At 40.7% G+C, this 23,919-nt stretch carries 20 protein-coding genes; 9 read left to right on the forward strand and 11 right to left on the reverse strand.

Annotated elements, in window-relative coordinates:
* Positions 1 to 165: 165 nt before the first annotated feature.
* Positions 166 to 594 (forward strand): CBS domain-containing protein, encoded by a 429-nt coding sequence (locus OC25_RS22250; RefSeq protein ID WP_039480835.1) that lies wholly within the window; start codon positions 166 to 168, stop codon positions 592 to 594.
* A 10-nt stretch (positions 595 to 604) separates the two neighbouring features.
* The gene (locus OC25_RS22255; RefSeq protein ID WP_156131558.1) at positions 605 to 1,357 is read left to right on the forward strand and encodes a hypothetical protein; all 753 of its coding nucleotides are present in this window, start codon (positions 605 to 607) and stop codon (positions 1,355 to 1,357) included.
* Positions 1,358 to 1,383: 26 nt separating this feature from the next.
* On the opposite strand, the gene OC25_RS22260 is transcribed toward OC25_RS22255, so the two are convergent.
* From OC25_RS22260 to OC25_RS22270, 3 genes are all read right to left on the reverse strand, one after another.
* Complete coding sequence (locus tag OC25_RS22260; RefSeq protein WP_039480843.1) at positions 1,384 to 2,832, reverse strand: M20/M25/M40 family metallo-hydrolase; 1,449 nt, start codon at positions 2,830 to 2,832, stop codon at positions 1,384 to 1,386.
* Between the two features lie 245 nt (positions 2,833 to 3,077).
* The gene (locus OC25_RS22265) at positions 3,078 to 4,133 is read right to left on the reverse strand and encodes a TerC/Alx family metal homeostasis membrane protein (protein ID WP_039480847.1); all 1,056 of its coding nucleotides are present in this window, start codon (positions 4,131 to 4,133) and stop codon (positions 3,078 to 3,080) included.
* On the reverse strand, positions 4,133 to 5,104 hold the full coding sequence (locus OC25_RS22270) for a polyprenyl synthetase family protein (RefSeq protein WP_039480850.1): 972 nt from the start codon (positions 5,102 to 5,104) through the stop codon (positions 4,133 to 4,135). The genes OC25_RS22265 and OC25_RS22270 overlap by 1 nt, the downstream gene beginning before the upstream one ends.
* A gap of 293 nt (positions 5,105 to 5,397) precedes the next feature.
* Between OC25_RS22270 and OC25_RS22275 the strand changes: the two genes are divergently transcribed.
* The 3 genes from OC25_RS22275 to OC25_RS22285 all read left to right on the forward strand — a co-directional run bounded on the left by OC25_RS22275 (position 5,398) and on the right by OC25_RS22285 (position 7,868).
* A complete protein-coding gene (locus tag OC25_RS22275; RefSeq protein ID WP_039480854.1) occupies positions 5,398 to 6,390 on the forward strand; it encodes an alpha/beta hydrolase in 993 nt (330 codons plus the stop codon).
* Between the two features lie 79 nt (positions 6,391 to 6,469).
* Positions 6,470 to 6,955, forward strand: coding sequence for a hypothetical protein (locus OC25_RS22280; protein ID WP_039480857.1), 486 nt, complete (start codon positions 6,470 to 6,472; stop codon positions 6,953 to 6,955).
* A 103-nt stretch (positions 6,956 to 7,058) separates the two neighbouring features.
* The gene (locus tag OC25_RS22285) at positions 7,059 to 7,868 is read left to right on the forward strand and encodes an alpha/beta hydrolase (RefSeq protein WP_039480860.1); all 810 of its coding nucleotides are present in this window, start codon (positions 7,059 to 7,061) and stop codon (positions 7,866 to 7,868) included.
* A gap of 157 nt (positions 7,869 to 8,025) precedes the next feature.
* Here the strand turns inward: OC25_RS22285 and OC25_RS22290 are convergent, their stop codons facing one another.
* From OC25_RS22290 to OC25_RS22325, 8 genes are all read right to left on the reverse strand, one after another.
* Positions 8,026 to 8,991, reverse strand: a complete 966-nt coding sequence (locus OC25_RS22290) for a YpdA family putative bacillithiol disulfide reductase (protein ID WP_039480863.1) — start codon at positions 8,989 to 8,991, stop codon at positions 8,026 to 8,028.
* 79 nt (positions 8,992 to 9,070) lie between these two features.
* Entirely contained in the window at positions 9,071 to 10,483 is a 1,413-nt protein-coding gene (locus tag OC25_RS22295; RefSeq protein ID WP_039480866.1) for an MBL fold metallo-hydrolase, read from the reverse strand.
* 308 nt (positions 10,484 to 10,791) lie between these two features.
* Positions 10,792 to 11,811, reverse strand: a complete 1,020-nt coding sequence (locus OC25_RS22300) for an asparaginase (RefSeq protein ID WP_039480869.1) — start codon at positions 11,809 to 11,811, stop codon at positions 10,792 to 10,794.
* Positions 11,812 to 12,134: 323 nt separating this feature from the next.
* On the reverse strand, positions 12,135 to 12,902 hold the full coding sequence (locus OC25_RS22305) for a TatD family hydrolase (RefSeq protein WP_039480871.1): 768 nt from the start codon (positions 12,900 to 12,902) through the stop codon (positions 12,135 to 12,137).
* A 116-nt stretch (positions 12,903 to 13,018) separates the two neighbouring features.
* Positions 13,019 to 15,934: an excinuclease ABC subunit UvrA gene (gene uvrA / locus OC25_RS22310; protein ID WP_052266392.1), complete on the reverse strand. Its 2,916-nt coding sequence runs from the start codon at positions 15,932 to 15,934 to the stop codon at positions 13,019 to 13,021.
* Between the two features lie 111 nt (positions 15,935 to 16,045).
* Positions 16,046 to 17,005 (reverse strand): hypothetical protein, encoded by a 960-nt coding sequence (locus tag OC25_RS22315; protein WP_039480873.1) that lies wholly within the window; start codon positions 17,003 to 17,005, stop codon positions 16,046 to 16,048.
* 145 nt (positions 17,006 to 17,150) lie between these two features.
* Complete coding sequence (locus tag OC25_RS22320; RefSeq protein ID WP_039480876.1) at positions 17,151 to 18,194, reverse strand: ferredoxin--NADP reductase; 1,044 nt, start codon at positions 18,192 to 18,194, stop codon at positions 17,151 to 17,153.
* A 428-nt stretch (positions 18,195 to 18,622) separates the two neighbouring features.
* Positions 18,623 to 19,405 (reverse strand): lytic transglycosylase domain-containing protein, encoded by a 783-nt coding sequence (locus OC25_RS22325; RefSeq protein ID WP_039480879.1) that lies wholly within the window; start codon positions 19,403 to 19,405, stop codon positions 18,623 to 18,625.
* A gap of 263 nt (positions 19,406 to 19,668) precedes the next feature.
* Here OC25_RS22325 and OC25_RS22330 point away from each other — a divergent pair, with 263 nt between their 5' ends.
* The 4 genes from OC25_RS22330 to OC25_RS22345 all read left to right on the forward strand — a co-directional run bounded on the left by OC25_RS22330 (position 19,669) and on the right by OC25_RS22345 (position 23,578).
* Positions 19,669 to 21,141, forward strand: coding sequence for a pseudouridine synthase (locus OC25_RS22330; RefSeq protein ID WP_039480883.1), 1,473 nt, complete (start codon positions 19,669 to 19,671; stop codon positions 21,139 to 21,141).
* A 212-nt stretch (positions 21,142 to 21,353) separates the two neighbouring features.
* A complete protein-coding gene (locus OC25_RS22335) occupies positions 21,354 to 22,463 on the forward strand; it encodes a lactonase family protein (protein ID WP_039480889.1) in 1,110 nt (369 codons plus the stop codon).
* Between the two features lie 9 nt (positions 22,464 to 22,472).
* On the forward strand, positions 22,473 to 22,967 hold the full coding sequence (locus OC25_RS22340) for an SRPBCC family protein (RefSeq protein WP_039480892.1): 495 nt from the start codon (positions 22,473 to 22,475) through the stop codon (positions 22,965 to 22,967).
* Positions 22,968 to 23,284: 317 nt separating this feature from the next.
* Entirely contained in the window at positions 23,285 to 23,578 is a 294-nt protein-coding gene (locus OC25_RS22345; protein WP_039480895.1) for a GIY-YIG nuclease family protein, read from the forward strand.
* The last annotated feature ends 341 nt before the right edge of the window (positions 23,579 to 23,919 follow it).

The following is a 23,919-nucleotide window of genomic DNA, read 5'->3' on the forward strand; positions in this document are numbered from 1 at the left end:
GCACACAAAAATTAATTACATCTGGTGGCACTTTACATTTTTTGCTTAAATGTTAACCTATTGTAAACCTAAAATACATTTTAACAAACAATGCAAAACATAAAAAACAAAACTTTGATTTTCAATCAATTATTACTTAAATTCAGCTAACCAAATCTTAGTATTATGAAAACCGTAAAACACTTACTCGATACCAAACAAGTGCGCATTATCTCGGTACCCGAAAATATTTCTGTTTTGGAAGCCTTAAAAGTAATGACAGAAAAAAACATCAGTGCTGTACTGGTGATGGAAGACCAAAAACTGCATGGCATTTTTACCGAACGCGATTATGCCCGTAAAATCATTTTGCAGGGTAAATCATCAAAAGATACTTTGATCAGGGAAGCGATGACGGCCACGCCGATTACCATTACTTTAAACGACAGCATCGATTTTTGCATGGAGCTAATGACCGATAAACACATCCGCCATTTACCAATAGTAGTTGATGGAGAAGTAAAAGGCATGGTTTCTATCGGCGATGTGGTGAAGTTTATTATTGAAGACCAAAAACAAACCATTTCGCAATTAGAAAGCTATATTAGCGGGTAAACAAACCCAAATGAAGCCCTTTATTTATCCTGCGATAGCCTTTCTTACCAATTTTATACTATTTGAGGGGTTCCCCATGGCTGGCGGAGGTGCAAGTTTGGGTACTTTATTAACCATCCCAGTTATAGCTATCGTTTCGCTTTTACTAACCGGAATACACTATTTGTTGCAACGTAAAAAGGTAAAAACAAAATATTTCCAAATGGGAGGTATTGCTGCAATAGTGCTTTTAAGCTATGCCTTATTTATTACTGATGAAGGAAATACACCAATAGATATTATTGGCAGAATGTTTAAAACAGGTTATAACTATAAAAAAATAGAATTAAGTGATTATTTCCTGGAACATAGCCCACCTTATCTTGAGAAAATATTGGCAGCAAAAAAGAAATTTAAAACCCAACTACCAGATACTGCTTATACCATTAGCGTAACAAACCCAATCAGCTTCACCACAACCGAGAGCATTGGCATTTATTACCGAAATGGAATTCCTCTTTCAATAGATGAGCATGTTAAAATACAGCAACTGAATAACAATGCAATCAGATTAACCAGAATTGATAAACAAGACAGCCTGACCTTTATCCTTACACCGCTGGAAACAGAAATTAGTAGCAGTATGGTGAGCGTCTTCCCGGAAGAGCATGTTAAAGGCGATGATGAAAAAAATTTAAGACTCGCTGATATTTCATTAATAAATAAAAATAACACATTAGACAGGCAGTACTTTGCCTACAGTATTTTTTACTGGCTACTTTAATTACTTACAGCATATTTTCATGATGCTTACTTCCACCTCCATTCGCCTGCTATAGTTAAAGGCTCTTTTAAGTTTTGCGCTTCTAAAAACTTCCTCAATTCCTCATCGCCCTGAACGCCAACGGGTATTTTAGGTGTATTGGCCAACGCATAAGTAAGCATGGCACTGTAACGAACTGTATTTTTCAATTCCTGCTCATCAACCAGTTTAAACGAATCGCCATCTGAGTGGTAAAAAGGGCCTGAATTGTTGGGTAATTTACCCCCAAAACCGCCACCTGTAGGGATGCCCTCCAGCATAAAAGGCTGATGATCGCTGTGTAAACCTGCACCTGCATTAATCAGGTTTTTAAAACCGGTATCAATCTTCACAATTTCTGCACCCCAGCTGGTAAATAAATCTTTCATTTCTGCCCTCGAAGTCGAAAAGCCTTTCGGATCGTTGGTCATATCGTAATTGAGCATAAACTTAACCTGTGCCAAATTACCGTTCTTTTTGGCCTGCTCTACATAAGCTTTTGAGCCCAGTAAGCCCTGCTCCTCGCCCATAAACAATACAAACTCTATAGTTCGTTTTGTTTTCAGGTTTAACTTTTTAAAGGTGCGCGCCATATCTATAATGGCAAAAGAGCCTATTCCGTTATCAATGGCACCGGTAGCCAAATCCCAGCTATCCAAATGTCCGCCAACTACAATTTTATCTTTTGGCAATTCAGTCCCTTTGAAAGTAGCAATTACATTCCGCGCCTTAATTACACCTGAAAAGTTGGTCATGGCAATATGGGCTATCTGCGCCTGTGTTTTTAGCTTTTCTTTTAAAGCCATGCCATCTTCAAGGCCGATACAAACTGCGGGGATGCTAATTAATTTGCCCGTTACCGAAGCCGTACCTGTTAAAAGTACTCCATCCTTAACCGTATTGATGATAATTACGCCAGTGGCACCATATTTTGTGGCAATAGCTGTTTTCTCAGAGCGGTGCAATGATTTTGTTCCGGCAGGCGAGCCTGGTAAAACACCCAAGTAAATTAATGCAATTTTACCTTTAAACTTAGCCGGGTTAGCCTGATAATCGGCTTCCAGTCCATTACCAGCATCTACAATGTCGCCACTCACATCTGCACTTACCGGCGAGTGTGCCAGCGTTACCGCTTTCATTTTAGCCAGGCTGTTCTTAGTTGCACCTATTGCTACATTGATAGTTTTTCTGCTCCAGCTTTCAACCTCAAAAGGTTGAAATTTCACTTCGCAGCCGTACGATTTCAATAAATCGTAAGCATATTGCTCTGCCTTTGCCCCATTTGCCGAACCGGTTAAACGGTGACCAATAGTTTCGGTTTCGTATTTTAAATTCTGATAAGCGCGGCCATTTTGCTGCACATCGGCATTGATTTTAGCAAATACACCGCCAAATTGATCTTGTGCATTGGCCAATATTGCCGAACAGATGAGCGCAGCTGAGAAAAGGTATTTCATAATAAGTTGATAATTGCGTGAAAATACAAATTTGCACCACACAATGACTGCTGTAACGGTTATTTTGCTTTGAATTTTTCAGTAAAATTAACCATATAAGGCATATAACAGAGCTATAGCTTAATGCGCGATCGTCATTCCCAATTTGATCCGATAGCTATTGGATGGGAATCTTAAAGCATTTGCATTACAATTTGCAGATTCTTCGCTGCGCTCAGAATGACAGATATCTTAACTGATAAAAATTAAGGTTTCACCTGCACCTTTTTCTTTGGGAAAACCAGCGAAGCCACAATACTGATAACCAGTATCGCCAGGATAATAATCAGCGAATGTTCGGTGGTAAAACCCCATTTCTCCAGGTAAGTATGGCCCAGCATCTTTACCCCGATAAAAGCAAGCAGCACCGCTAAACCTGTTTTTAAATAATGGAATTTATGAATAATGTTCACCAATAAAAAGAACATCGACCGCAAGCCCATAATGGCAAAAATGTTAGAGAAAAATACGATATACGGGTCTTTGGTCACCGCAAAAATAGCCGGTATCGAATCTACAGCGAATAGTAAATCGGTAAATTCAACGATCAGCAATACCAAAAACAAAGGCGTAACCAATGTTTTATGGTCAATTTTTACAAAGAATTTTTTACCCTCATATTTAGGGTGTATCGAAAATATTTTAGAAGCCCATTTAACTACCGGGTGATTTTCAGGATCGATTTTATCGTCATCATCCTTGCTGAAAAACATTTTTACGCCTGTAAACACCAGGAAGGCACCAAACAGGTATAAAATCCAGGCAAACTTGGCAATAAGCGCAGCACCCACAAAAATGAAGATGAAACGCATAATAATTGCGCCCAAAATACCCCAGAACAATACACGGTGGTAATATTTTTCTTCAACCGCAAAGGCCGAGAATATGAGTACGATTACAAAAATATTATCAACAGAGAGGGCATATTCTATTACGTAACCAGTTAAAAACTCAAGCCCCAGGTTTTGCCTGTAAATGGCTAAACTACCTTCAAAATCGTCTGGAATAAGTTTAATATGGTGCTGGTGCCTGATTACGATATCCTTCAGGTGGGCAAAATCTTTAATTCCATGCAGCTGGTGGCCTTCTGTTAGCAACAAAAAATAAAAGCCAAGGGCCAGGGCAACCATAACCAGGCTCATTATACCAGCTTGTTTTAAGCTAACAACGTGCTCTTTCCGGCTAAAAAGGCCTAAATCCAAAGCCAGTATCAGCACAATAAACAAAAGAAAACCTAAGCTGAAAAGTAGTTCGTTAGTCATTATTTTTTACGTTCTGTAGTATAAAGTACAAGCTGCTCTAATCCTGTCCTTGCTTCGCCTGCATCAAAGCCATGCAAAATGGCGAAAGCCTTGTTCTGGTATTCCAGCATTTTTTGGTTGGCATAATAAACCCCTTCATGGGCATTTACAAAATCAATAATCTGCTGAATCTTAACCGGATCATCCTGGTGGTTTTTAACCAGGTTAATCATTCTTTTGCGTTCAGTTTTCTCGGCTTTATTTAGCGCGTAAATTAAAGGTAAGGTTACTTTTTTCTCCTTAATATCAATCCCAAGCGGTTTACCAACATCATCGGTACCGAAATCGAAAGTATCATCTTTAATCTGAAAGGCAATACCTACTTTTTCGCCAAACAGACGCATTTTTTCAATCGTTGCATCATCAGCTCCGGCCGATGCAGCACCAGCAGCACAACACGAAGCAATTAAAGAGGCCGTTTTCTGACGGATTACATCAAAGTATAAATCCTCCGAAATATCCATCCGCCGCACCTTTTCAACCTGTAACAGCTCGCCCTCACTCATTTGTTTTACCGCTTCCGATACTATTTGTAACAAACGGTGCTCGTTATTGTTTACCGAAAGTAAAAGCCCTTTAGCCAGCAGATAATCGCCAACCAAAACAGCAATTTTATTCTTCCATAAAGCATTAATCGAGAAAAAGCCGCGGCGCTCATAGGCATTATCCACCACATCATCATGCACCAACGTGGCCGTATGCAAAAGTTCTACCAGGGCAGCCCCACGGTGTGTAGATTCGGTAATTCCACCGCACAGTTTAGCGGCAAAAAACACGAACATAGGCCGCATTTGTTTACCTTTTTGCTTTACAATATAATGGGTAATCCTATCCAGCAACGGTGCGTCGCTATGCATAGATTCTTTAAAGGTTTTCTCAAACGCTTTAATATCAGCGGCAATAGGTGTTTTTATCTGTTCGATTCCCGGCATTAAGTCGAAAAATTTTGACTGCAAACTTAAGCTAATTTCCCATAAAAAGATAATCTATTGCAAAGCATTGTACCGGTTGGGTAAAGCAAAGCCGGTAATTATTAACAGCTTTCGTCCTGCTATTGCCCATAGTCCTCGCCCTCATGCTTCGGGTTGCGGGCTATTTGGCGCTATCAGGTTTAAAATCAATGGCAGCTGCAGGTAAACAACCCCTCAACCGCCATAAGCAATTCGTTAAAAAATTAGCTTTATTTATTTCAAAAGTTTACATTTAAACCATTCAATCTAAATAGATGAAAAAGCGCTACAAAATCGTATTGGGCATTTCGGTACTGCTCGTGGCGGGCTATTTATTAGGTCCAAAGCCCAAAAAACCAGTTTACAACCAACAGCTTACATTGGTACCCGATCTCGATGAGCTCGATAATTATGTAGCCGGCATCGAAGCCCATCACAAAATAAAACCCGGCAATGCCGCCGAAATTGTCTGGGCCGATAGCAGTCACCAGCAAACCGAATATGCTGTAGTGTACCTGCATGGCTTTTCGGCTTCAAAAACCGAAGGCAATCCTGTGCATCTTGATTTGGCTAAAAAACTACACGCCAATTTATACCTGGCCCGCCTGGCCGATCATGGTATCGATACCCTGGCACCCATGCAGTATTTTACGGCCGACCGCCTCTGGGAAACCAGTAAGCAGGCTTATGCCATCGGCAAAAAACTGGGCAAAAAGGTTATTTTGGTGGGCACCTCTACCGGTGGTACGGTTGCGTTGAAACTCGCTGCCACTTACCCCGAAATTAACAGCATCATTTTACTTTCTCCCAATGTAGCCATTAACGATAAAAATGCCTGGATGCTTAACGATCCCTGGGGTTTGCAAATTGCCCGCAGGGTATTAGGCAGCGATGAGCGCAAGGTTGATGGCCGCACCTTAGAATATAAAAAATACTGGTACACCAATTACCGCATCGAATCGCTGGTAGAATTGCAGGAGTTTGTAGAAAGTACCATGACCAAAAAGGTTTTCGAAAAAGTAAAACAGCCTGTTTTAATGCTCTACTATTATAAAAATGAACTGGAGCAAGACCCAGTTGTACGGGTAGATGCCATGCTTAAAATGTTTGATCAGCTGGGCACCCCCGAAAACCTGAAACGTAAAATGGCCATTCCCAATGCCGGTAACCATGTACTTGGCTGTTACATTACCTCAAAAGATTTACCCAGTGTAGAAACCGCTATCGATAGTTTTGTGGGCAATGTTTTAAAAGTGCCTGTACATTAATTTAAAGTATATAATTACAAATTGCCAATTAAAGGCCTAAGAATAGATTTAGCTCATTAAGCTAAATACAACGCTCAAGATGAAAAACAAAACTTTACTTCACGAAACCCTTTGGCTCTTTGGTTGCCTGATAGTTACGATTGCCGTTAACTTTGCCTTATTGGGAAAATCTCTTTTCGAAAAAGATATAGATATCAACCTCCATGATACTTATTTTATTATAAAAAATCATCATTTTTTACTTGGTTTTTTTATTATATTTTCATTCATATTGTTTCTTATCAAAGAAAGCAAACGTGCCTTTAATCGAAAAATTCCATTCTTTATTTTCTTGGCATTAGGTTTTGGTCTGGTAATACTCATATTCAAAGTGGATTCTATCGTATTCTTGTTAAGCGAATTAGAGGCTCGTCAAATCACGGTAGCAAAAGAAGTAGCTCCCTCAGAAGAAGGAATTATTGCGGCAATTTTAACACCTGTTAACTGTATTTTGTTAATTCAAACAATAGCAATAGCAATTATGCTGTTTGCTACCTACCAGCACACTAAAAGCAGAAATAATTAAGTCACAATTATTTCTCTCGTATTTAACAAGTTAAACGGGTAACTGATTTCAAATCTGCCAATTATCAAATATATTGCTTACCGTTGCAGTAAATATCAATCCCATGAAATTCCTTTTTAGCCTGTTAGTCACCTGCATCATCAGTGCAAACCTTTGCTTTTCGCAAGAACAACCCTTTGTTTTAGGCAAAATTGAAAAAATTAACTCGAAACAACTTGCCGAAACCAGAACCTTAAACGTATACCTGCCCGAAGGTTATTCGCCCGATTCGGCCAAAACCTATCCCGTAATTTACCTGTTGGATGGCTCTGCCAACGAAGACTTCATTCATGTTACAGGCCTGGTACAATTCTTAACCATGATTGAGGCCATGCCCAAATCGATTGTAGTGGGTATTGCCAATGTAGACCGGAAAAGGGATTTTACCTACCCTACCAGCATTGCTGCAGATTTAAAAGATTTTCCAACTACCGGTAAATCGGCCAGCTTCATTACTTTTATCGAAAAAGAACTTCAGCCTTTTGTGCAGCAAAAATACAAAACCAGTGAGTCGAAAACATTAATCGGCCAGTCGTTAGGTGGTTTGCTGGCTACCGAAATACTCCTTAAAAAACCTGAACTTTTTACCAATTACCTTATTATTAGCCCCAGTTTATGGTGGAATAATGAGTCACTTTTAAAAGATATGCCTAAATATGCTCCAAATCTGGCTAAAGCAAAAGCGAATATCTTTATTGCCACAGGCAATGAGGGTAAGGTTATGGAAGGCGATGCAAAAAATCTTGCTACTGCATTAAAGCTTTATCCAAAATTAAAAGTAAATGATGTGCTGCTGCCAAATGAAAACCATTTAACCATTTTACACAATGCTTTGTATAAAGGCTTGGGCTGGTTGTACCCGAAGAAAAATTAGGTTATTAGCTGGTTGGTGATGACACCAACCAATAAAGCGCGATCCGTCATTCCCAACTTGATTGGGAATCTTAAAGCACATTGCATTCAGAATCAATACCCGAAGAAAAAACAGCATTTTATGTACCGGTTGATGATGACACCAACCAGTAAGTGTTTTAACCTGCAATGTGCTTCACAATCATTTCGGCATGTACCCGCGAGTTTTCGATAAAAAGCTTGTGCGTATCTAAACCGCCGCAAACTACTCCTGCCAGGTACAAGCCTTTCACATTGGTTTCCATTGTTTCTTCGTTATAAGCCGGACAAAGGCTTTCAGGCAGTTCAATACCGAATTTTCGTAACATCGAAAAATCTGGCTGATAGCCTGTCATCGCAATTACAAAATCATTGGCAATAGTTTGTATTCCTTCAGGTGTTTTAATATCTACCTCATTTTCCCTTATGGCTACCAGTTCCGAATTGAACAGGGCTTTAACCTCTCCTTCTTTAATCCGGTTTTGGATATCGGGCCGCACCCAATATTTCACATTCGGGCCCAATTCGCCACTGCGTACTACCATGGTTACATTTGCACCTTTTCGGTAAGTTTCTAAAGCGGCATCAACCCCCGAGTTATTGGCCCCAACAACCACTACATTTTGAAAAGCATACAAATGCGGGTCTTTATAGTAATGGGTAACCTTAGGTAAATCCTCTCCCGGTACATTCATCAGTAAAGGCACATCGTAAAAGCCGGTAGCTACCACTACATTTTTAGCCGTATAGCTGGTTTTCGAAGTACTGATTTCGAACAGACCATCATCCTTTTTGTTAACCTGGTTTACCCTTTCAAACAAATTAATTTTAAGGTCGAATTTTTCGGCCACGCGACGGTAATATTCAACTGCTTCGTTACGGTTTGGTTTCGGGTTAATGGTTACAAAGGGTACACCTCCTATTTCGAGCCTTTGCGAGGTTGAAAAGAAAGTCATAAAAACCGGATAGTTGAATAAACTGTTTACCAACGCACCTTTTTCTACAATGATATAGTTAAGATTGGCTTTTTGAGCTTCGATGGCACAGGCCATACCAATGGGGCCGGCACCTATAATTAAAAGGTCGTAGTGATTTTGATTTACCAACGTATTATATCTTAGGATGTCATTCTGAGCCTATCGAAGAACCTCGATTGCATTTCGACAAGCTCAATGTGACAATTTATTAAACTTTCATTGCTTTACTTGGGCAGGCAAAATCGGTTCTTTTTAAACCTGTATTTTTAATGGCACCATAGCCACCGGCTACATCAATTACCTGCTCTACCCCGCGCGATTTTAGGATCGATGCGGCAATCATAGAGCGGTAACCGCCAGCGCAGTGAATGTAGTAAGTTGCTTTCGGATCAATTTCACCCATCCAGTCGTTTATAAAATCTAAAGGGCGGCTAAGCGTAAACTCCAGGTGTTCAGACTCGTATTCGCCGGGTTTACGCACATCGAGTGCAGTAATTTCGGCATTAGCAGCGGCTTGTTCAAAAGCCTCAGCCGAAATCGATTCAATGGTATCTATTTCTTTATTGGCAGCAATCCAGTTTTCGAAACCACCATCCAGGTAACCAATGGTACTATCGTAACCTACACGCGTTAAGCGCGTAATGGTTTCTTCTGCTTTGCCCTGCTCGGTTATCAATAAAATGGGTTGCTGTAAATCGCTGATTAAGGCGCCAACCCAGGGAGCAAACTGCCCGTTTAAACCAATATTAATTGAATTGGGGATAAAACCTTTTGCAAAAACCTGCGGATCGCGGGTATCAAGCATAATGGCTCCGCTTTGGTTGGCCAGATCTTCAAATTGCTGAGGATTTAAAGCATTCAGACCTTTTTCATATACTTCATCAATGCTTTCAACTCCGCCTTTATTAATGGCTGCGTTTTTGGCAAAATATTGTGGCGGAGGCAGAATACCATCGGTAACTTCGGCAATAAACTGTTCTTTGGTTTCAGCTTTCAATGCATAGTTTACCTGTTTTTGATGGCCCAGGGTATCAAAAGTTTCTTTACTCATGCTTTTGCCGCAAGCCGATCCCGCACCATGTGCCGGGTAAACAATTACATCATCGGCCAAAGGTTTAATTTTTTCGTTTAACGAATCGTACAGCATCCCCGCTAAATCTTCCATGGTTAAATTGCCTTTTTGAGCCAGATCGGGGCGGCCAACATCACCAATAAACAACGTATCACCGGTAAAAATACAGTGATCTTTGCCGTCCTCATCGGTTAGCAAATAAGTAGTCGATTCTAGCGTATGCCCCGGAGTGTGTAGGGCTGTAATGGTTAAGGCACCTATTTTAAACTGCTCGCCATCTTTGGCAATGTGTGCTTTAAACTCAGTTTTGGCCGTAGGACCATAAATAATCTCCGCCCCCGATTTCTCAGCCAAATCTACATGGCCCGAAACGAAATCGGCATGAAAATGGGTTTCGAAAATATATTTAATTACAGCCCCAGCTTTTTCGGCCTTTTTTAAATAAGTGGTAACTTCTCTTAAAGGGTCGATAATTGCAGCCTCGCCATTACTTTCAATGTAATATGCAGCTTCTGCCAGGCATCCTGTATATATTTGTTCTATTTTCATGATTAATAAGTATCGAGTTGTTGTGTATCAAGTATCAAGACATAACCTTATGCCTTAAACCCTATACCTTAAAACTCTTTACTAGCAAAAATAGGGCTAAAACCGGATTACCGAAATGATACTGCTCATAATTGCAGAAGTTTTACTTTTTTTTACGAAGATCTCGCAGCCTGTCCGTCCTGCTGAACTTGTTTCAGCATCTTTTTTCTTTTAAGAGATAATTTTTGCGAAAGTTGACCTAAATCATCCCCCTGCCCCCTTCAAAAGTGGGAAAAGGTTTTTTGCAAGAATCCTGATCTTATTATCGCTTAATCTTTAGTCAGCTCTCCCCTTAGCGGTTCTTCCATCAATCGGCGGCTTTCTTCAAGTGGTAAACCCAGGCCCATTACAAACATGAGTTTGGTTACGGTTGCTTCGAAAGTTAAATCGTAGCCACTCAATACGCCCATTTTCAGGAGTTCTCTGCTGGTTTCGTAACGACCTAGCTGTACCGATCCTTTTTTACACTGCGAAATATCGATAATAATCTTACCATTTAGAATGGCCTGGCGTAAACTATCTAAAAACCATTGCGCAGTGGTGGTATTGCCTGATCCAAATGTTTCTAAAATAATGGCATCAACTTTCGAATCGGTAATGGCCTGAACAGCTTGAGGGGTAATACCGGGGTATAATTTCAGCACACCGATATTCGAATTGAAATTGGTATGCAGGGTTAATTCGCCCTGAGGGGCTTTAAGAACATAATTTCTGTAGAACTGAAGGTGCACACCAGCTTCGGCCAAAATCGGGTAATTTGGCGAACGAAAAGCCTCAAATTTTTCACTATTGTATTTAATAGAGCGGTTACCCCTGAACAGCTGTGCATCAAAATAAATGCAAACTTCGGGAAAAAGCGCCTTACCCCCTTCTTTGGTAGCCGCAATTTCCAGCGCGGTAATTAAATTCTCTTTAGCATCCGTCCTGATTTCGCCAATTGGCAGTTGCGAGCCCGTTAAAACCACAGGTTTATCGAGGTTTTCGAGCATAAAGCTCAATGCCGATGCAGTAAAAGCCATGGTATCAGAACCATGCAGAATCACAAAACCATCGTACTGATCGTACTTATTGTAAATCAGGTCGGCCAAAGTCTTCCAGATTTCGGGATCCATGTTTGAAGAATCGAGTACCGGATTAAAAGAATGCACATCTAACTGGTAATCTAAACGGTTTAACTCCGGAACATTTTCTTTGATCTGTTCGAAATTAAAGGGAACTAACATCCCGTTGGTAGGATCGTTAACCATACCGATGGTACCACCGGTATAAATTATAAGTACTTTGGTCATTTGGTTGGTAAAGGTTGCTCAGCGCAAAGAAAGCAAAAATTTGCAAATGACGGGCCAATATTTTTAAATTAGCAACAAAAACACTTATTAAAACGCTTTAGTTGCTAATAAAATAAAAAATAGGACTTTTATTTACAAAATCAGTAAAACGATTACACTGAGCTGGCTGGTGAGGACACCAGCCAGTAGATCACTAACGAGTCGCAGACTCTATTCCATTCAAAATCCGTAGAGCCTGCGGAACTCTACGAACAGATGAGCTGGTGAGGACACCAGTCAGTAGCATCCAAGCTGGCTGGTGAGGCACCGACCAGTAGGTCACATTAAATCCCGAATATCTTTTTCGAATTTTCAGTAGTTACTGCAGCAATTTCCTCAATAGGCAGACTGTAAATATCGGCCAGTTTCTGGGCAACATAAATCAGGTAACTGCTTTCGTTGGGTTTACCGCGGAAAGGTACCGGCGCCAGATAAGGCGAGTCGGTTTCCAGCACCAGGTTATTTAGTGGAATATCGGCAAGTACCGCATCCAGTCCGGCTTTTTTATACGTAACCACCCCGCCTATGCCCAAATAAAAATTTAAATCGATAGCCTGTTTGGCCTGTGCTAAATTACCGGTAAAGCAATGAAAAATCCCGCGCAGCTTTTCGCCCCTTTCACTTTCCAAAACCTCAAAAACTTCATCAAAGGCCTCACGACAATGGATTACGATTGGCAAACCCAAATCTTTTGCCCAGGCAATTTGTTTATGAAAAGCATCTTGCTGGATGGCGAGCGTAGTTTTATCCCAGTATAAATCGATCCCGATTTCGCCAATAGCGTAAATTTTCCGGCCAGCTATACTCGCGTAAATTTCGTCGAGCAGAGTCAGGTAATCTTCCTTTACATCGCAAGGGTGCAAACCTGCCATTGCAAAACAGTTTTCAGGATATTTCGCAACCATATCGTCAATCATTGCGATAGACTTTACATCAACGTTAGGCAGAAATAACCGGTTTACATTGTGCTCAAAGCAACGCTCCATTAATTGCGCCTGCTTTTCGGCATCCTGCTCGTAATATAAATGGGTATGGGTATCGGTGAAGATCATTTTAGTATGAAGTAATGAGTATCAAGTAGTAAGTATCGAGTAGTAAGTACCGAGAATCAAGTATCAAGATGCATTTTGGCTCTGATACTTGATTCTCTATACTGATATAATGTATGCTATTTCTTTGTGGCCTTGCTTTTCTTTGGCGCTTTGGCAGTAGACTCCTGACTTCCGACTGCGGACTCCGGACTATACTCCATTTCCTTTTTCAAAAATTTACCGGTTAAACTGATTGGATTCTGAATTAAACCTTCAGGGGTACCTTCAAACAGGATCCTGCCCCCTCCGGCTCCACCTTCTTCGCCCAGATCAATTACCCAATCGGCAACTTTTACCACATCTAAATTGTGTTCGATGACCAAAATGGTGTTTCCTTTATCAACCAGCTCCTGCAATACACCTAAAAGCACATGAATATCTTCAAAATGAAGTCCGGTGGTAGGTTCATCTAAAATATAGAAGGTTTTTCCGGTATCTTTTTTCGATAGCTCGGTAGCCAGCTTAACCCGCTGAGCCTCGCCACCCGATAATGTAACAGACGATTGGCCTAAAGTAATGTAGCCTAAACCAACATCTTTTAAGGTTTTAATTTTTCTGTAAATGATCGGAATATTCTCAAAGAAATCACAGGCATCTTCAATGCTCATATCGAGCACATCGCTAATCGATTTGCCACGGAAACGCACCTCTAAAGTTTCGCGGTTATAGCGTTTGCCACCACATTCTTCGCAAGGCACCTGTACATCAGGCAGGAAATTCATTTCAATGACCTTCAATCCGGCTCCCTGACAGGTTTCGCAACGGCCGCCTTTCACATTAAAAGAAAAACGCCCCGGTTTATACCCCCTTATTTTAGCTTCGGGCAATTGTACAAACAGGTTACGGATATCAGAAAATACACCGGTATAAGTAGAAGGATTTGAGCGCGGCGTTCTGCCAATTGGCGCCTGATCGATCTCAATTACCTTATCAATTTCTTTTAAGCCACTAATTTTCTCGTAAGGAAGTGGTGTTTTTTTAGCCCTGAAGAAATGGTGGTTTAATATCGGGTATAAGGTTTCGGTAATTAAACTCGATTTACCTGAGCCAGATACCCCGGTTACTGCAATAAATTTACCCAGCGGAAAATCTACCGAAACCGATTTCAGGTTATGTCCGGTAGCTTTGATAATCGACAATTTATGGCCATTACCTTTTCTACGTTCTTTCGGGGTTTCAATTTTTTTGGTTCCGTTTAAGTAAGCAGAAGTTAAAGTTTTCGATTTCAGGATTTCTTTTGCTGTACCCTCGGCCACTACTGTTCCGCCATGAATACCAGCCCCCGGACCAACATCAATTACCCAGTCGGCCTCCAGAATCATATCCTTATCGTGCTCCACCACTAAAACGGTATTACCTAAATCGCGCAGGTTTTTCAAGGCATTAATCAAACGTTCGTTATCGCGCTGGTGCAAACCAATACTCGGCTCATCCAGAATGTACATTACGTTCATCAATTGCGAACCAATCTGCGTAGCCAGACGAATCCGCTGTGCTTCGCCTCCTGAAAGGGTGCGTGCAGTTCTATCTAAAGTTAAATAAGTTAAACCTACATCGGTTAAGAACCCAATCCTGGCTTTAATTTCTTTTAAAATCTCTTTTGCGATAATATTCTGGCGGTCTGACAACCGTTCATCAACTTTTTCGAACCATTTATGCAGATCATTGATATCCATAGAAGAAAGCTCGAAAATATTTTTTCCATCTACTTTAAAATGCAGGCTTTCCTTTTTTAAACGGGCACCATTACATTCCGGACAGGTTTTCAGTTTGCGGAACTCATCCATATCGTCAGATGCAGATTCACTTCTTTTTTCGTTCTGTTCTTCCAGCATTTTAATAATACCATCGAAGGTGATATTATAATTCTGCACATTCCATTTATTGTACTCGACCTCAACTTTGATTAAATCAGGCGAGCCGTTTAAAATCATGTTGATTACCTCGTCGCTTAGTTTTTCGATTGGCGTAGAAAGGGAGAAGCTGTATTTTTTAGCCAATGCTTTCAACACCTGGAACATCCAGATATCGCGGTACTCGCCAAGCGGGGCCAAACCTCCGTTTAAAATACTGAGCTTGGGATTCGGGATAACCGATTCTTTATCCACCACGAATATATAACCCAGGCCATCGCAACGCTCGCAGGCGCCATAAGGCGAGTTAAACGAGAAACTGTTTGGCTGAGGTTCATCATAAGAAATGCCAGTGGTTGGGCACATCAGAAACTTACTGAAATGGGCCACATGGTTATCCTTATCGCTGATTTTGATGACGCCTTTACCCATTTTCATGGCAGTTTGCAATGAATCCAGCAGGCGTTTTTTATCCTTCTGATCAATAATCAAGCGATCAATTACCACTTCAATATCGTGTATTTTATAACGGTCGACCTGCATTTTGGCCGTAATATCTTTAATTTCCCCATCTACACGCACCTTTACGTAACCTTGCTTGCGGATTTGCTCGAAAAGCTCGCGGTAATGCCCTTTCCTCCCTTTAACCACCGGGGCTAAAATATTTACGGCAATACCATCAAATTTCTGGAAAATGTTCTGCAGGATTTGATCTTCACTCATGCGCTCCATCTTCTCACCCGTATTGTATGAGTAGGCATCGGCTACGCGCGCATAGAGCAAACGCATAAAATCGTAAATCTCGGTAATGGTACCAACTGTAGAACGTGGATTTTTGCTGGTGGTTTTTTGCTCAATGGCAATAACCGGACTCAAACCCGAAACCTTATCAACATCGGGGCGCTCCATCCCACCCATAAACTGACGGCTGTAGGCACTAAATGTTTCCATGTAGCGGCGCTGCCCCTCGGCATAAATGGTATCGAAAGCCAGGGATGATTTCCCGCTACCACTTAAACCCGTAATTACAACGAGCTGGTTGCGCGGAAAACTCACATCTATATTCTTTAAATTATGTACCCTCGCACCATATACTTCTACATCTTTTTGCTCGCCGAGGTCGATAGATTTATTGCTCATATTTTATTTAAAGTTGGGAGGAAACCATGCCTGAAAACAAACCGGATTTCAATCGGCAAAATTGCTAAAAATTTTATCAAAAAGAAAGTCAAAACCAATCTGTATTACGGTTTAATTTTCATAATGTCTACTTCTATTTCTAAGGAAACCAGATGATAAGCCCAGGCGTACATACCCGTAATGATCCTGGAAATAAATATTGTAATTATCTTCTCCATAATAGCCTACAGCAGCCATCAGGAATATATTATGCATAAATGGAAAACTATAATTGAAATTGATTTCAGCATTTAACCTTTTCTGAATATTGGCCAGATTTTTAGCCGGGATTTTATTGATTGCATACGAAAACTCGGTATTTAAGCGCCAGGTTTCCTTTTCGGCCTTAACCTGATTTTTATCCTGGCGGCGCTTTTCAATCTCATCGTATTTACGCCAGGAGAAATTATACAAGAGGCGTGTAAAGCCAAAACCCTCGTTCAATGCTGGCTCATACCTGAAAAACTTATACCACTGTAAGCCCACACGGTGATTAAAAGAATAATAACCTACATCAATACCAGGCATAGTAAAATTTCCAAAACGGTAGGAAAGAGCTAAATTGTTGGCATTAAAATTTCCGTTCCGGGTATTAATGGTTCCATTGGTATTGTAGGGCGAAGCATCCTGCCCGTTAGAGTGATGGGTAAACGTCAGCTCCACGTACTGATAATTTTGCGGATCAGTATTCAACCGTGCATAAACCACACCACCCAGGCGGTAACTTGGCGTGCGCACAGCTGCAGAAAACTCATTTCGCACACGCACGGTAAAATCGGGGATCAGGGCAAGGGCAATAGGCGACTTGTAACTTCCCAAAAGCATAAAGACTGTAGTTAACCTCCCGCTAATTACGTATTTTGAGGGCGCACCAAACTCGCCACCTGGCGCGATATAACTTAAATCGGCATTTTCTTTATACAAAGAAACATATGCTTTATTGGCAAATTCTCTTTTTACGGTTACAGTATCCTGAGCAAATGATGATAATTGGAAAAGGCAGATTAATAGCGTAAAAAAAGTTTTCGTCATATCTCATAAACGCCAATAAAGAGGTAAGGGTTTTGTATTTTAAAGATTTGTTTAGTGTCGGCCATCTGTTCAGATTCCTCGACTGCGCTATGCTACGCTCGGGATGACGAATCTACCGAGAATAATGGCGTCAACAGGCAATAATCTACCACTCTATCGTAGTTCCATTCTCAGTTGGGTGTCCGGTACAAACCAAAACCCTGCCTCTCTCCAACTCATCATCGGTTAGCACCTCGTTATAATCCATGCGCACACCTCCTTTAGTGCAGTTGGCCACGCACGTGCTGCATACCCCACCACGACAGCTGTAAGGCAGTTTAATTTTATGCTCAAGGGCAACATCCAAAATCCGTTTGGGCCAGGGCACATCCAGATGGTAGGTTTCGCCCTTAAAATTCAGAATTACCGAATAGGTATTTTTATCGACTACTTTTTCTGTGCTGTCATCTTCGTCTACTTCATCTTCGGGCAGCACAAAGGTTTCCCGTTTAATCTGGTTCAGTTCAAAGCTCATGCCCAGTAGTGTAATCCGACATAAATCCATATAAATAATAGGACCACAGGTGTAGAAAAGTGCATCGTTACGATCGAACAACAAATGTTCTTTCAGCAGTTTTTCGATATAAAACTTATTTAACCGGGCAGTAAGTAAATTTTTGCTGTTGCTAAATACCCAAACAATTTTCAACCTTTCGGGATATTGCAATTGCCAATCGTTTAACTCATCATAAAACAAGGTCTCCTCTTTGGAGCGATTACTGTAAACCAAAGTGATTTTAGATTTTTTCTCAGTAACCAGTGCCGTTTTCATGATCGAAAACAGTGGCGTAATGCCTACACCCGCCCCAAACAGAAAAATATCGCGCTCCAGGTTTTCTATAGGTTGATAACTAAACAAACCCTGCGGTTCCTGCGCCAAAAGCACATCACCAACTGCTGTTTTATGGTGTAGGAATCGTGAAATTTCACCATTTTCTACCCGTTTTACAGTAATCGCCAGCGGCTCATCCACATCCGGCGAGCTGTTAAAAGAATACGAGCGCCTGATTTCAGCATGCTTTCCTTCAAAAACCAGCGATAAAAACTGCCCTGCCAGATATTTAGGATAGCTTTCTCCTAAGGCTTCAAATTGGAAAGTAATGTTATCGCCGGGCTGGTTAATGATTTTCTGGATACGCAGTTTGAACATAGTACAAAGAAAAGGTTTTGGCCGTAAAGCGAAAAGCGTTTGGCGGAAATTCAATGACCATTAGTTCATTAGTGACTGCAAATTGCCAATTGCAAACTGGATAATGGTTAATTGTTTAAATCGGTTAACTGACGCCAAACGCTTAACTCCAAACTTATTAGTTCATTAGTCAATAGTTCATTAGTAACAAAGCGTAGAAACTAACTCTCCGTGCTTATCCGTGAATCCGTGGCAAGAAAACAAAGGTTAATTGTTTAATTGGTTCTAAATTCCAACCTGGCTAAATAGTGACTTTGCGTTTTTAGTGGTAAAAAACTGTCAGATCTAATCGGTTTAATCCATTAATCGGTGTAATCACCTTTAAAAAAAAGCGTCCTGATTCGAAAACCAGGACGCCTTACCAAATGCTTGTCTTTATCTTAATTAAGTTATTCGCCGTTGTAGGCCAATAACACTCTCGGTTTTGCGTAACCGTAACGTTTCGGATGTTCCATAATCTGTTTCATGGAAATTACTTTATAAACATAGCCACCGGTTTCGCGGTTTAGCTTCATTTTGTAATAATTATCCTGATTTTGATTATTGATTTGCTTGCGCAGGCGTCCGTCGCCAATGTTATAAGCTGCAGCAACTAAGGTCCAGCTTTCTAAACCCTGATACATTTCTTTGATGTATTTACAGGCTGCGATGGTTGATTTACGCAAATTATAGCGTTCATCAACCCTACCATTTACTTTTAATCCATACGTGCGGGCAGTACCAGGCATAAATTGCCAGATTCCGGCTGCACCTTTAGGCGAAACTCCTTCAGCCATTCCAGATTCGACCAGGGCCAAATACTTAAAATCGTTCGGAATTCCGTATGCAGCAAGGATAGGCTCAATTACCGGAAACCATTTTGCCGCTTTTGCATGCAAACGGTTGGTTTGGGTATTACCATAAGTGTGTGCTGCAAGTGTTTTTTTCATTTTGCGCTCTACTCTTTTGTCGCCTAACGGCAAAGTCTCATGAGCGAAATTTAATTGTGCCATTAAAGAAAGAGGACCTGCCTCATACTGAACTTCCAGGCTATCAGATTTGGGTGTTGTAGTGTTTAATTTTTCTTCTTTTACAAGACTTTTTTGTGCTAAGGGCATTTGGTAAGTGAACACTTTTGCCAAGATAAATAGTGTTGCCACTACCGCAAATGGTACGATGTGTTTCTTTAACATCTTCCTCCTTTTTTTGGTGAACTTATATAAAAACGCTGGCAAAGGTAAAAAATAATAAGCACATTATCAAATAGTTACAAAAATATCTGCAAAAATCGGCCTTTAGAGCACTTTAAACGGCGATTTTCAATTTTGATTTTCAGTCCTTTTTTCTTATTTTAGAGGCTATTTTTTTATCTGATTTTTCCGCTCCGAAAATTGTTATGTTCAGCTATTTTTTATAAATTTGCAGCCCGCATTTTTAATGTGGTTAAAAGCGTATCATGATAAATAAAAACAACAGGAACAGTCGGGATGACAAGTCCAAACCGGGCAGCCGGAGAACAGAAGGCAGAAGCAATGCTGCCGGGTCTGACAAAAGAAGATCAGACGACAAAGACAACAAATTCAAAAAATCATCCGATTCTAAAGAAGGCTTCAAACCCAGAAGTACAGACAGAGATTTCAAATCCAAATCATTCGGAGACAAAAAAGATTTCAAACCAAGAGCCGGCGGACGTGATTTCAAATCGAAAGATTCGGAACCACAGAGCTTCAAATTTGGCGACCGTGAGTTTAAATCCAAAGATACTGGTTCAGCTTCAGAAGATCGTGGCTTCAAATCAAGAGGCAGTGGATCGAGAGATTATAAACCAAGAACCGGAGATAGAGATTTCAAATCAAAAGACGGAAGTCCAAGAGACTATAAACCCAGAACAGGTGACAGGGATTTTAAATCAAGAGAAGGTGGAGCAAGAGATTACAAACCAAGAACAGGAGAACGCGATTTCAAATCTAAGGATGGAGATTCGAGAGATTTTAAACCGAGAACTGGTGGTTACAAGGATTTCAAGTCGAGAGGCAAAGGAGATGGTTTTAAACCAAGTGCCGGAAGCTCAAGAGATGTAAAACCAAGAACCCCGAAAGATGGCGATACCCGTCCGTTCAGAAAACGCGAAGAGGCTCAGCCAAGAGATACGGAGTTTAACCGTCCAGAAAGAACAGTTATTGCCCCGGCCCGTAAAACAAATGAAGACAAAGGCTTAATTCGCCTAAACAGATATATTTCTAATGCAGGTATTTGCTCACGCCGTAAGGCCGACGAGCTAATTGCTGCCGGCATTATTACCGTAAACGGCGAAGCGGTTACCGAACTGGGTCACAAAGTTGATCCTTCGAAGGATTTAGTGCGCTACAACGGCGAACTACTTAAGCGTGAGAAAAAAGTTTACGTATTGCTAAACAAACCAAAAGATTACATCACCACAACCGACGACCCGCAAGAACGCCGTACGGTAATGCAATTGGTAGACAAAGCCAGCCGCGAGCGTATTTACCCGGTTGGTCGTTTAGACCGCAATACTACCGGTTTATTGTTGATGACTAATGACGGCGACCTGGCCGATAAATTATCGCATCCAAGAAACGGGATCACTAAAATTTACAATGTGGAGCTAAATAAAGCTTTATCGCAGGGCGATTTAAACAAAATTGCTTTCGGTTTAGAGCTGGAAGATGGCTTAATTAAACCCGATAACATTTCTTACGTTGCTGGTGGCACTAAAAAAGAAATTGGCATTCAAATCCACAGCGGCAAAAACCGCATTGTACGTCGTATTTTCGAACACTTAGGTTACAGTGTAGAAAAATTAGACCGTGTAGTTTATGGTAATTTAACTAAAAAAGATTTGCCACGTGGCAGATGGCGTTATCTGGAAGATCACGAATTGATCCAGATTAAACACTTAATAAAATAATACTCAGGGCAATCGTAAGATTGCCTTTTTTTTTGCGCCATATCGTCCTCGTTTGCAACGAGGATGCAAGAGAAAGGCGATTGTATCGCCACAATTAAGCAGCATTAAAGGTAAACCTCAACCATCCCCGTTATTCAAAAGGAATCAATTGTGATAAACTAAGCCGATTTATATTTTTTTCCCATATTTGTTAAAAACAAGATCATCTTTCTATGAAGAAGTATTTTTCAATATTGTTAATGTCGGTACTATCAACAGCTGCGCTGGCGCAAAAAAGTAACTATAATCTTATTGTGGGCACCTACACTGCTCCAGGCAAAAGCGAAGGCATTTACACCTATAACTTTAATACTTCAACGGCTGATGTAAGCTTAAAACACATTACCAAAGCAACTGCTAATCCAAGCTACCTGGCCATTTCGCCCGACAGAAAATATGCTTACGCGGTTAACGAAACCGGAAATACCAGTACTGTAAGCGCTTTTAAGTATGATGCGACAACTGGAATACTCACTTTCATCAATAAAGTAAATAGCCAGGGTGCCGATCCCTGCTATATTACTGCTGATGCTAAAAATGTAATTGTAGCCAATTATTCGGGTGGTAGCCTGGCTGTATTTTCGCGCAATGCTGACGGCTCTTTAACTGAAGCTACGCAGGCAATTAAACATACCGGAAAAAGCATTGATCCGAAAGGCAGACAACAGAGCGCCCACGTACACATGACCTTGTTTACACCTGATCACAAATATTTAATTGTTAACGATCTAGGCGAAGACCAAACTTACCTATACTCGTATAATGCAACGGGCAAAGACAAAACATTAACCCAGAAATCGGTATTTAAAACGAATGCGGGCACCGGACCAAGACACATTACTTTTAGTCCGAATGGGAAATTTGCCTATTTAGCGCACGAATTTAGCGGATCTGTCACTGTATTCGCTTATACCAACGGCACGCTAACCAAAATCGACGAAATTGGCACAACGCCAAAAGATTTCGCCGGCCGTGTTGATGCTGCAGACATTCATGTATCTGCTGATGGAAAATTTTTATACGAAACCAACCGGGGTGATGCGAACACGATTTCCACTTTCTCAGTTTTGCCTAACGGAAAGTTAAAACACGTTGAAACTATAAGTACTTTAGGTAAAGGCCCACGGAACTTTAGCATTGATCCAAGCGGAAACTTCTTATTGGTTGGCCATCAGTACACCAATAACGTAGTTATTTTTAAACGAGATAAAAAATCAGGAAAATTAACCGATAGCGGTAAAAGAATTGAGGTGGGTGCACCTGTTTGCTTAGTATTTGATTAATAAAATACCATGGAAAATTTCGATTGGACCAGATTTACTTTAAAAGTAGCCATTAAAGCCAAACTTGAAGATATTTACAACGCCTGGACAACGGCGAGTGAAATTGAAAAATGGTTTTTGGCCGATGCCGAATTTGCTGATGAAAACGGACTAATTTTAAACAAAACACAAAACGCACTTAAGGGGGATAAGTATAAATGGATCTGGTATCTGTACGATGATATTGAAAGGGGTACGATAACCGAAGCCAATGGCAGCGATTATTTCCAGTTTACTTTTGCCGGAGATTGCCTGGTTGAAATTAACCTCCGCACTGAATTCGAGTACACGATAGTAGAACTTACACAAAAGCACATCCCTACCGACGAAGCTTCGAAACGAAACATCCGTTTGGGTTGCCACAATGGCTGGAGTTTTTATCTGATTAACTTAAAATCGGTTTACGAAGGAGGCTTGGACCTGCGGAACAGAGACAATCGCTTTAAACCCATGCTAAACAATTAAAACCTAAGGAGGCAAACAATAAAGAGACCGTCACCCTGAATTTATTTCAGGGTCTCTTAACCCTTGCAGATAATATAAATGATCTCTGTTACTTTCAGAGATGCTGAAACAAATCCGATAGCTATCGGATTAGCAGGACGATCATCTCATTAATCCTCCCTAGGCCGTCACCCTGAACTTGTTTCAGGGTCTCTTCGCCCTTGCAGAATACCTGTATCAAGACGATTCTCTCTTACCACAAGAGATGCTGAAACAAGTTCAGCATGACGATTACGAAGAGGTAATATTTAGTATATTCATTTGATAATTTATGAAATATGGAAAGAGGTGGCTGCGTTTATATCCTTACTAACCTAAACCATACCGTACTTTATATCGGAGTTACATCAGAGCTGTATTTTAGAATTATAGAACATCGCGAAAAGAAGTATCCAAATTCTTTTACTGCTAAATACAACTGCTATAAACTAATTTATTACGAACAGTTTTTTGAAATAGAAGAGGCCATTGCAAAAGAAAAACAACTCAAAAACTGGAAGCGGCAATGGAAAATAAATTTAATTAATGAACATAATCCCAACTGGGATGATTTGTTTTTGAATTTGGAATAGATTACGCACTTAAAGAGATGCTGAAACAAATCCGATAGCTATAGGATCAGCAGGATGATTACCTCATTAATCCCCTCCGGGCGTCACCCTCCCTAGAACGTCACCCTGAATTTATTTCAGGGTCTCTTGGCTCTTACAGATTTCATCTTTCAAGGAGGCTTACTTTAAAACATGAGATGCTGAAACAAGTTCAGCATGACGATCACCCCATTAATCCCGCTCCTGGCATCACCACCTAAACATCCTGCTCCCTAGACCGTCACCCTAAACATCTAACACCCGAACGCCACCCTGAATTTATTTCAGGGTCTCTTCCCCTTTGCAGAACACATGTATCAAGA

Source organism: Pedobacter kyungheensis (assembly GCF_000812965.1).
Classification (GTDB): Bacteria; Bacteroidota; Bacteroidia; order Sphingobacteriales; family Sphingobacteriaceae; genus Pedobacter; species Pedobacter kyungheensis.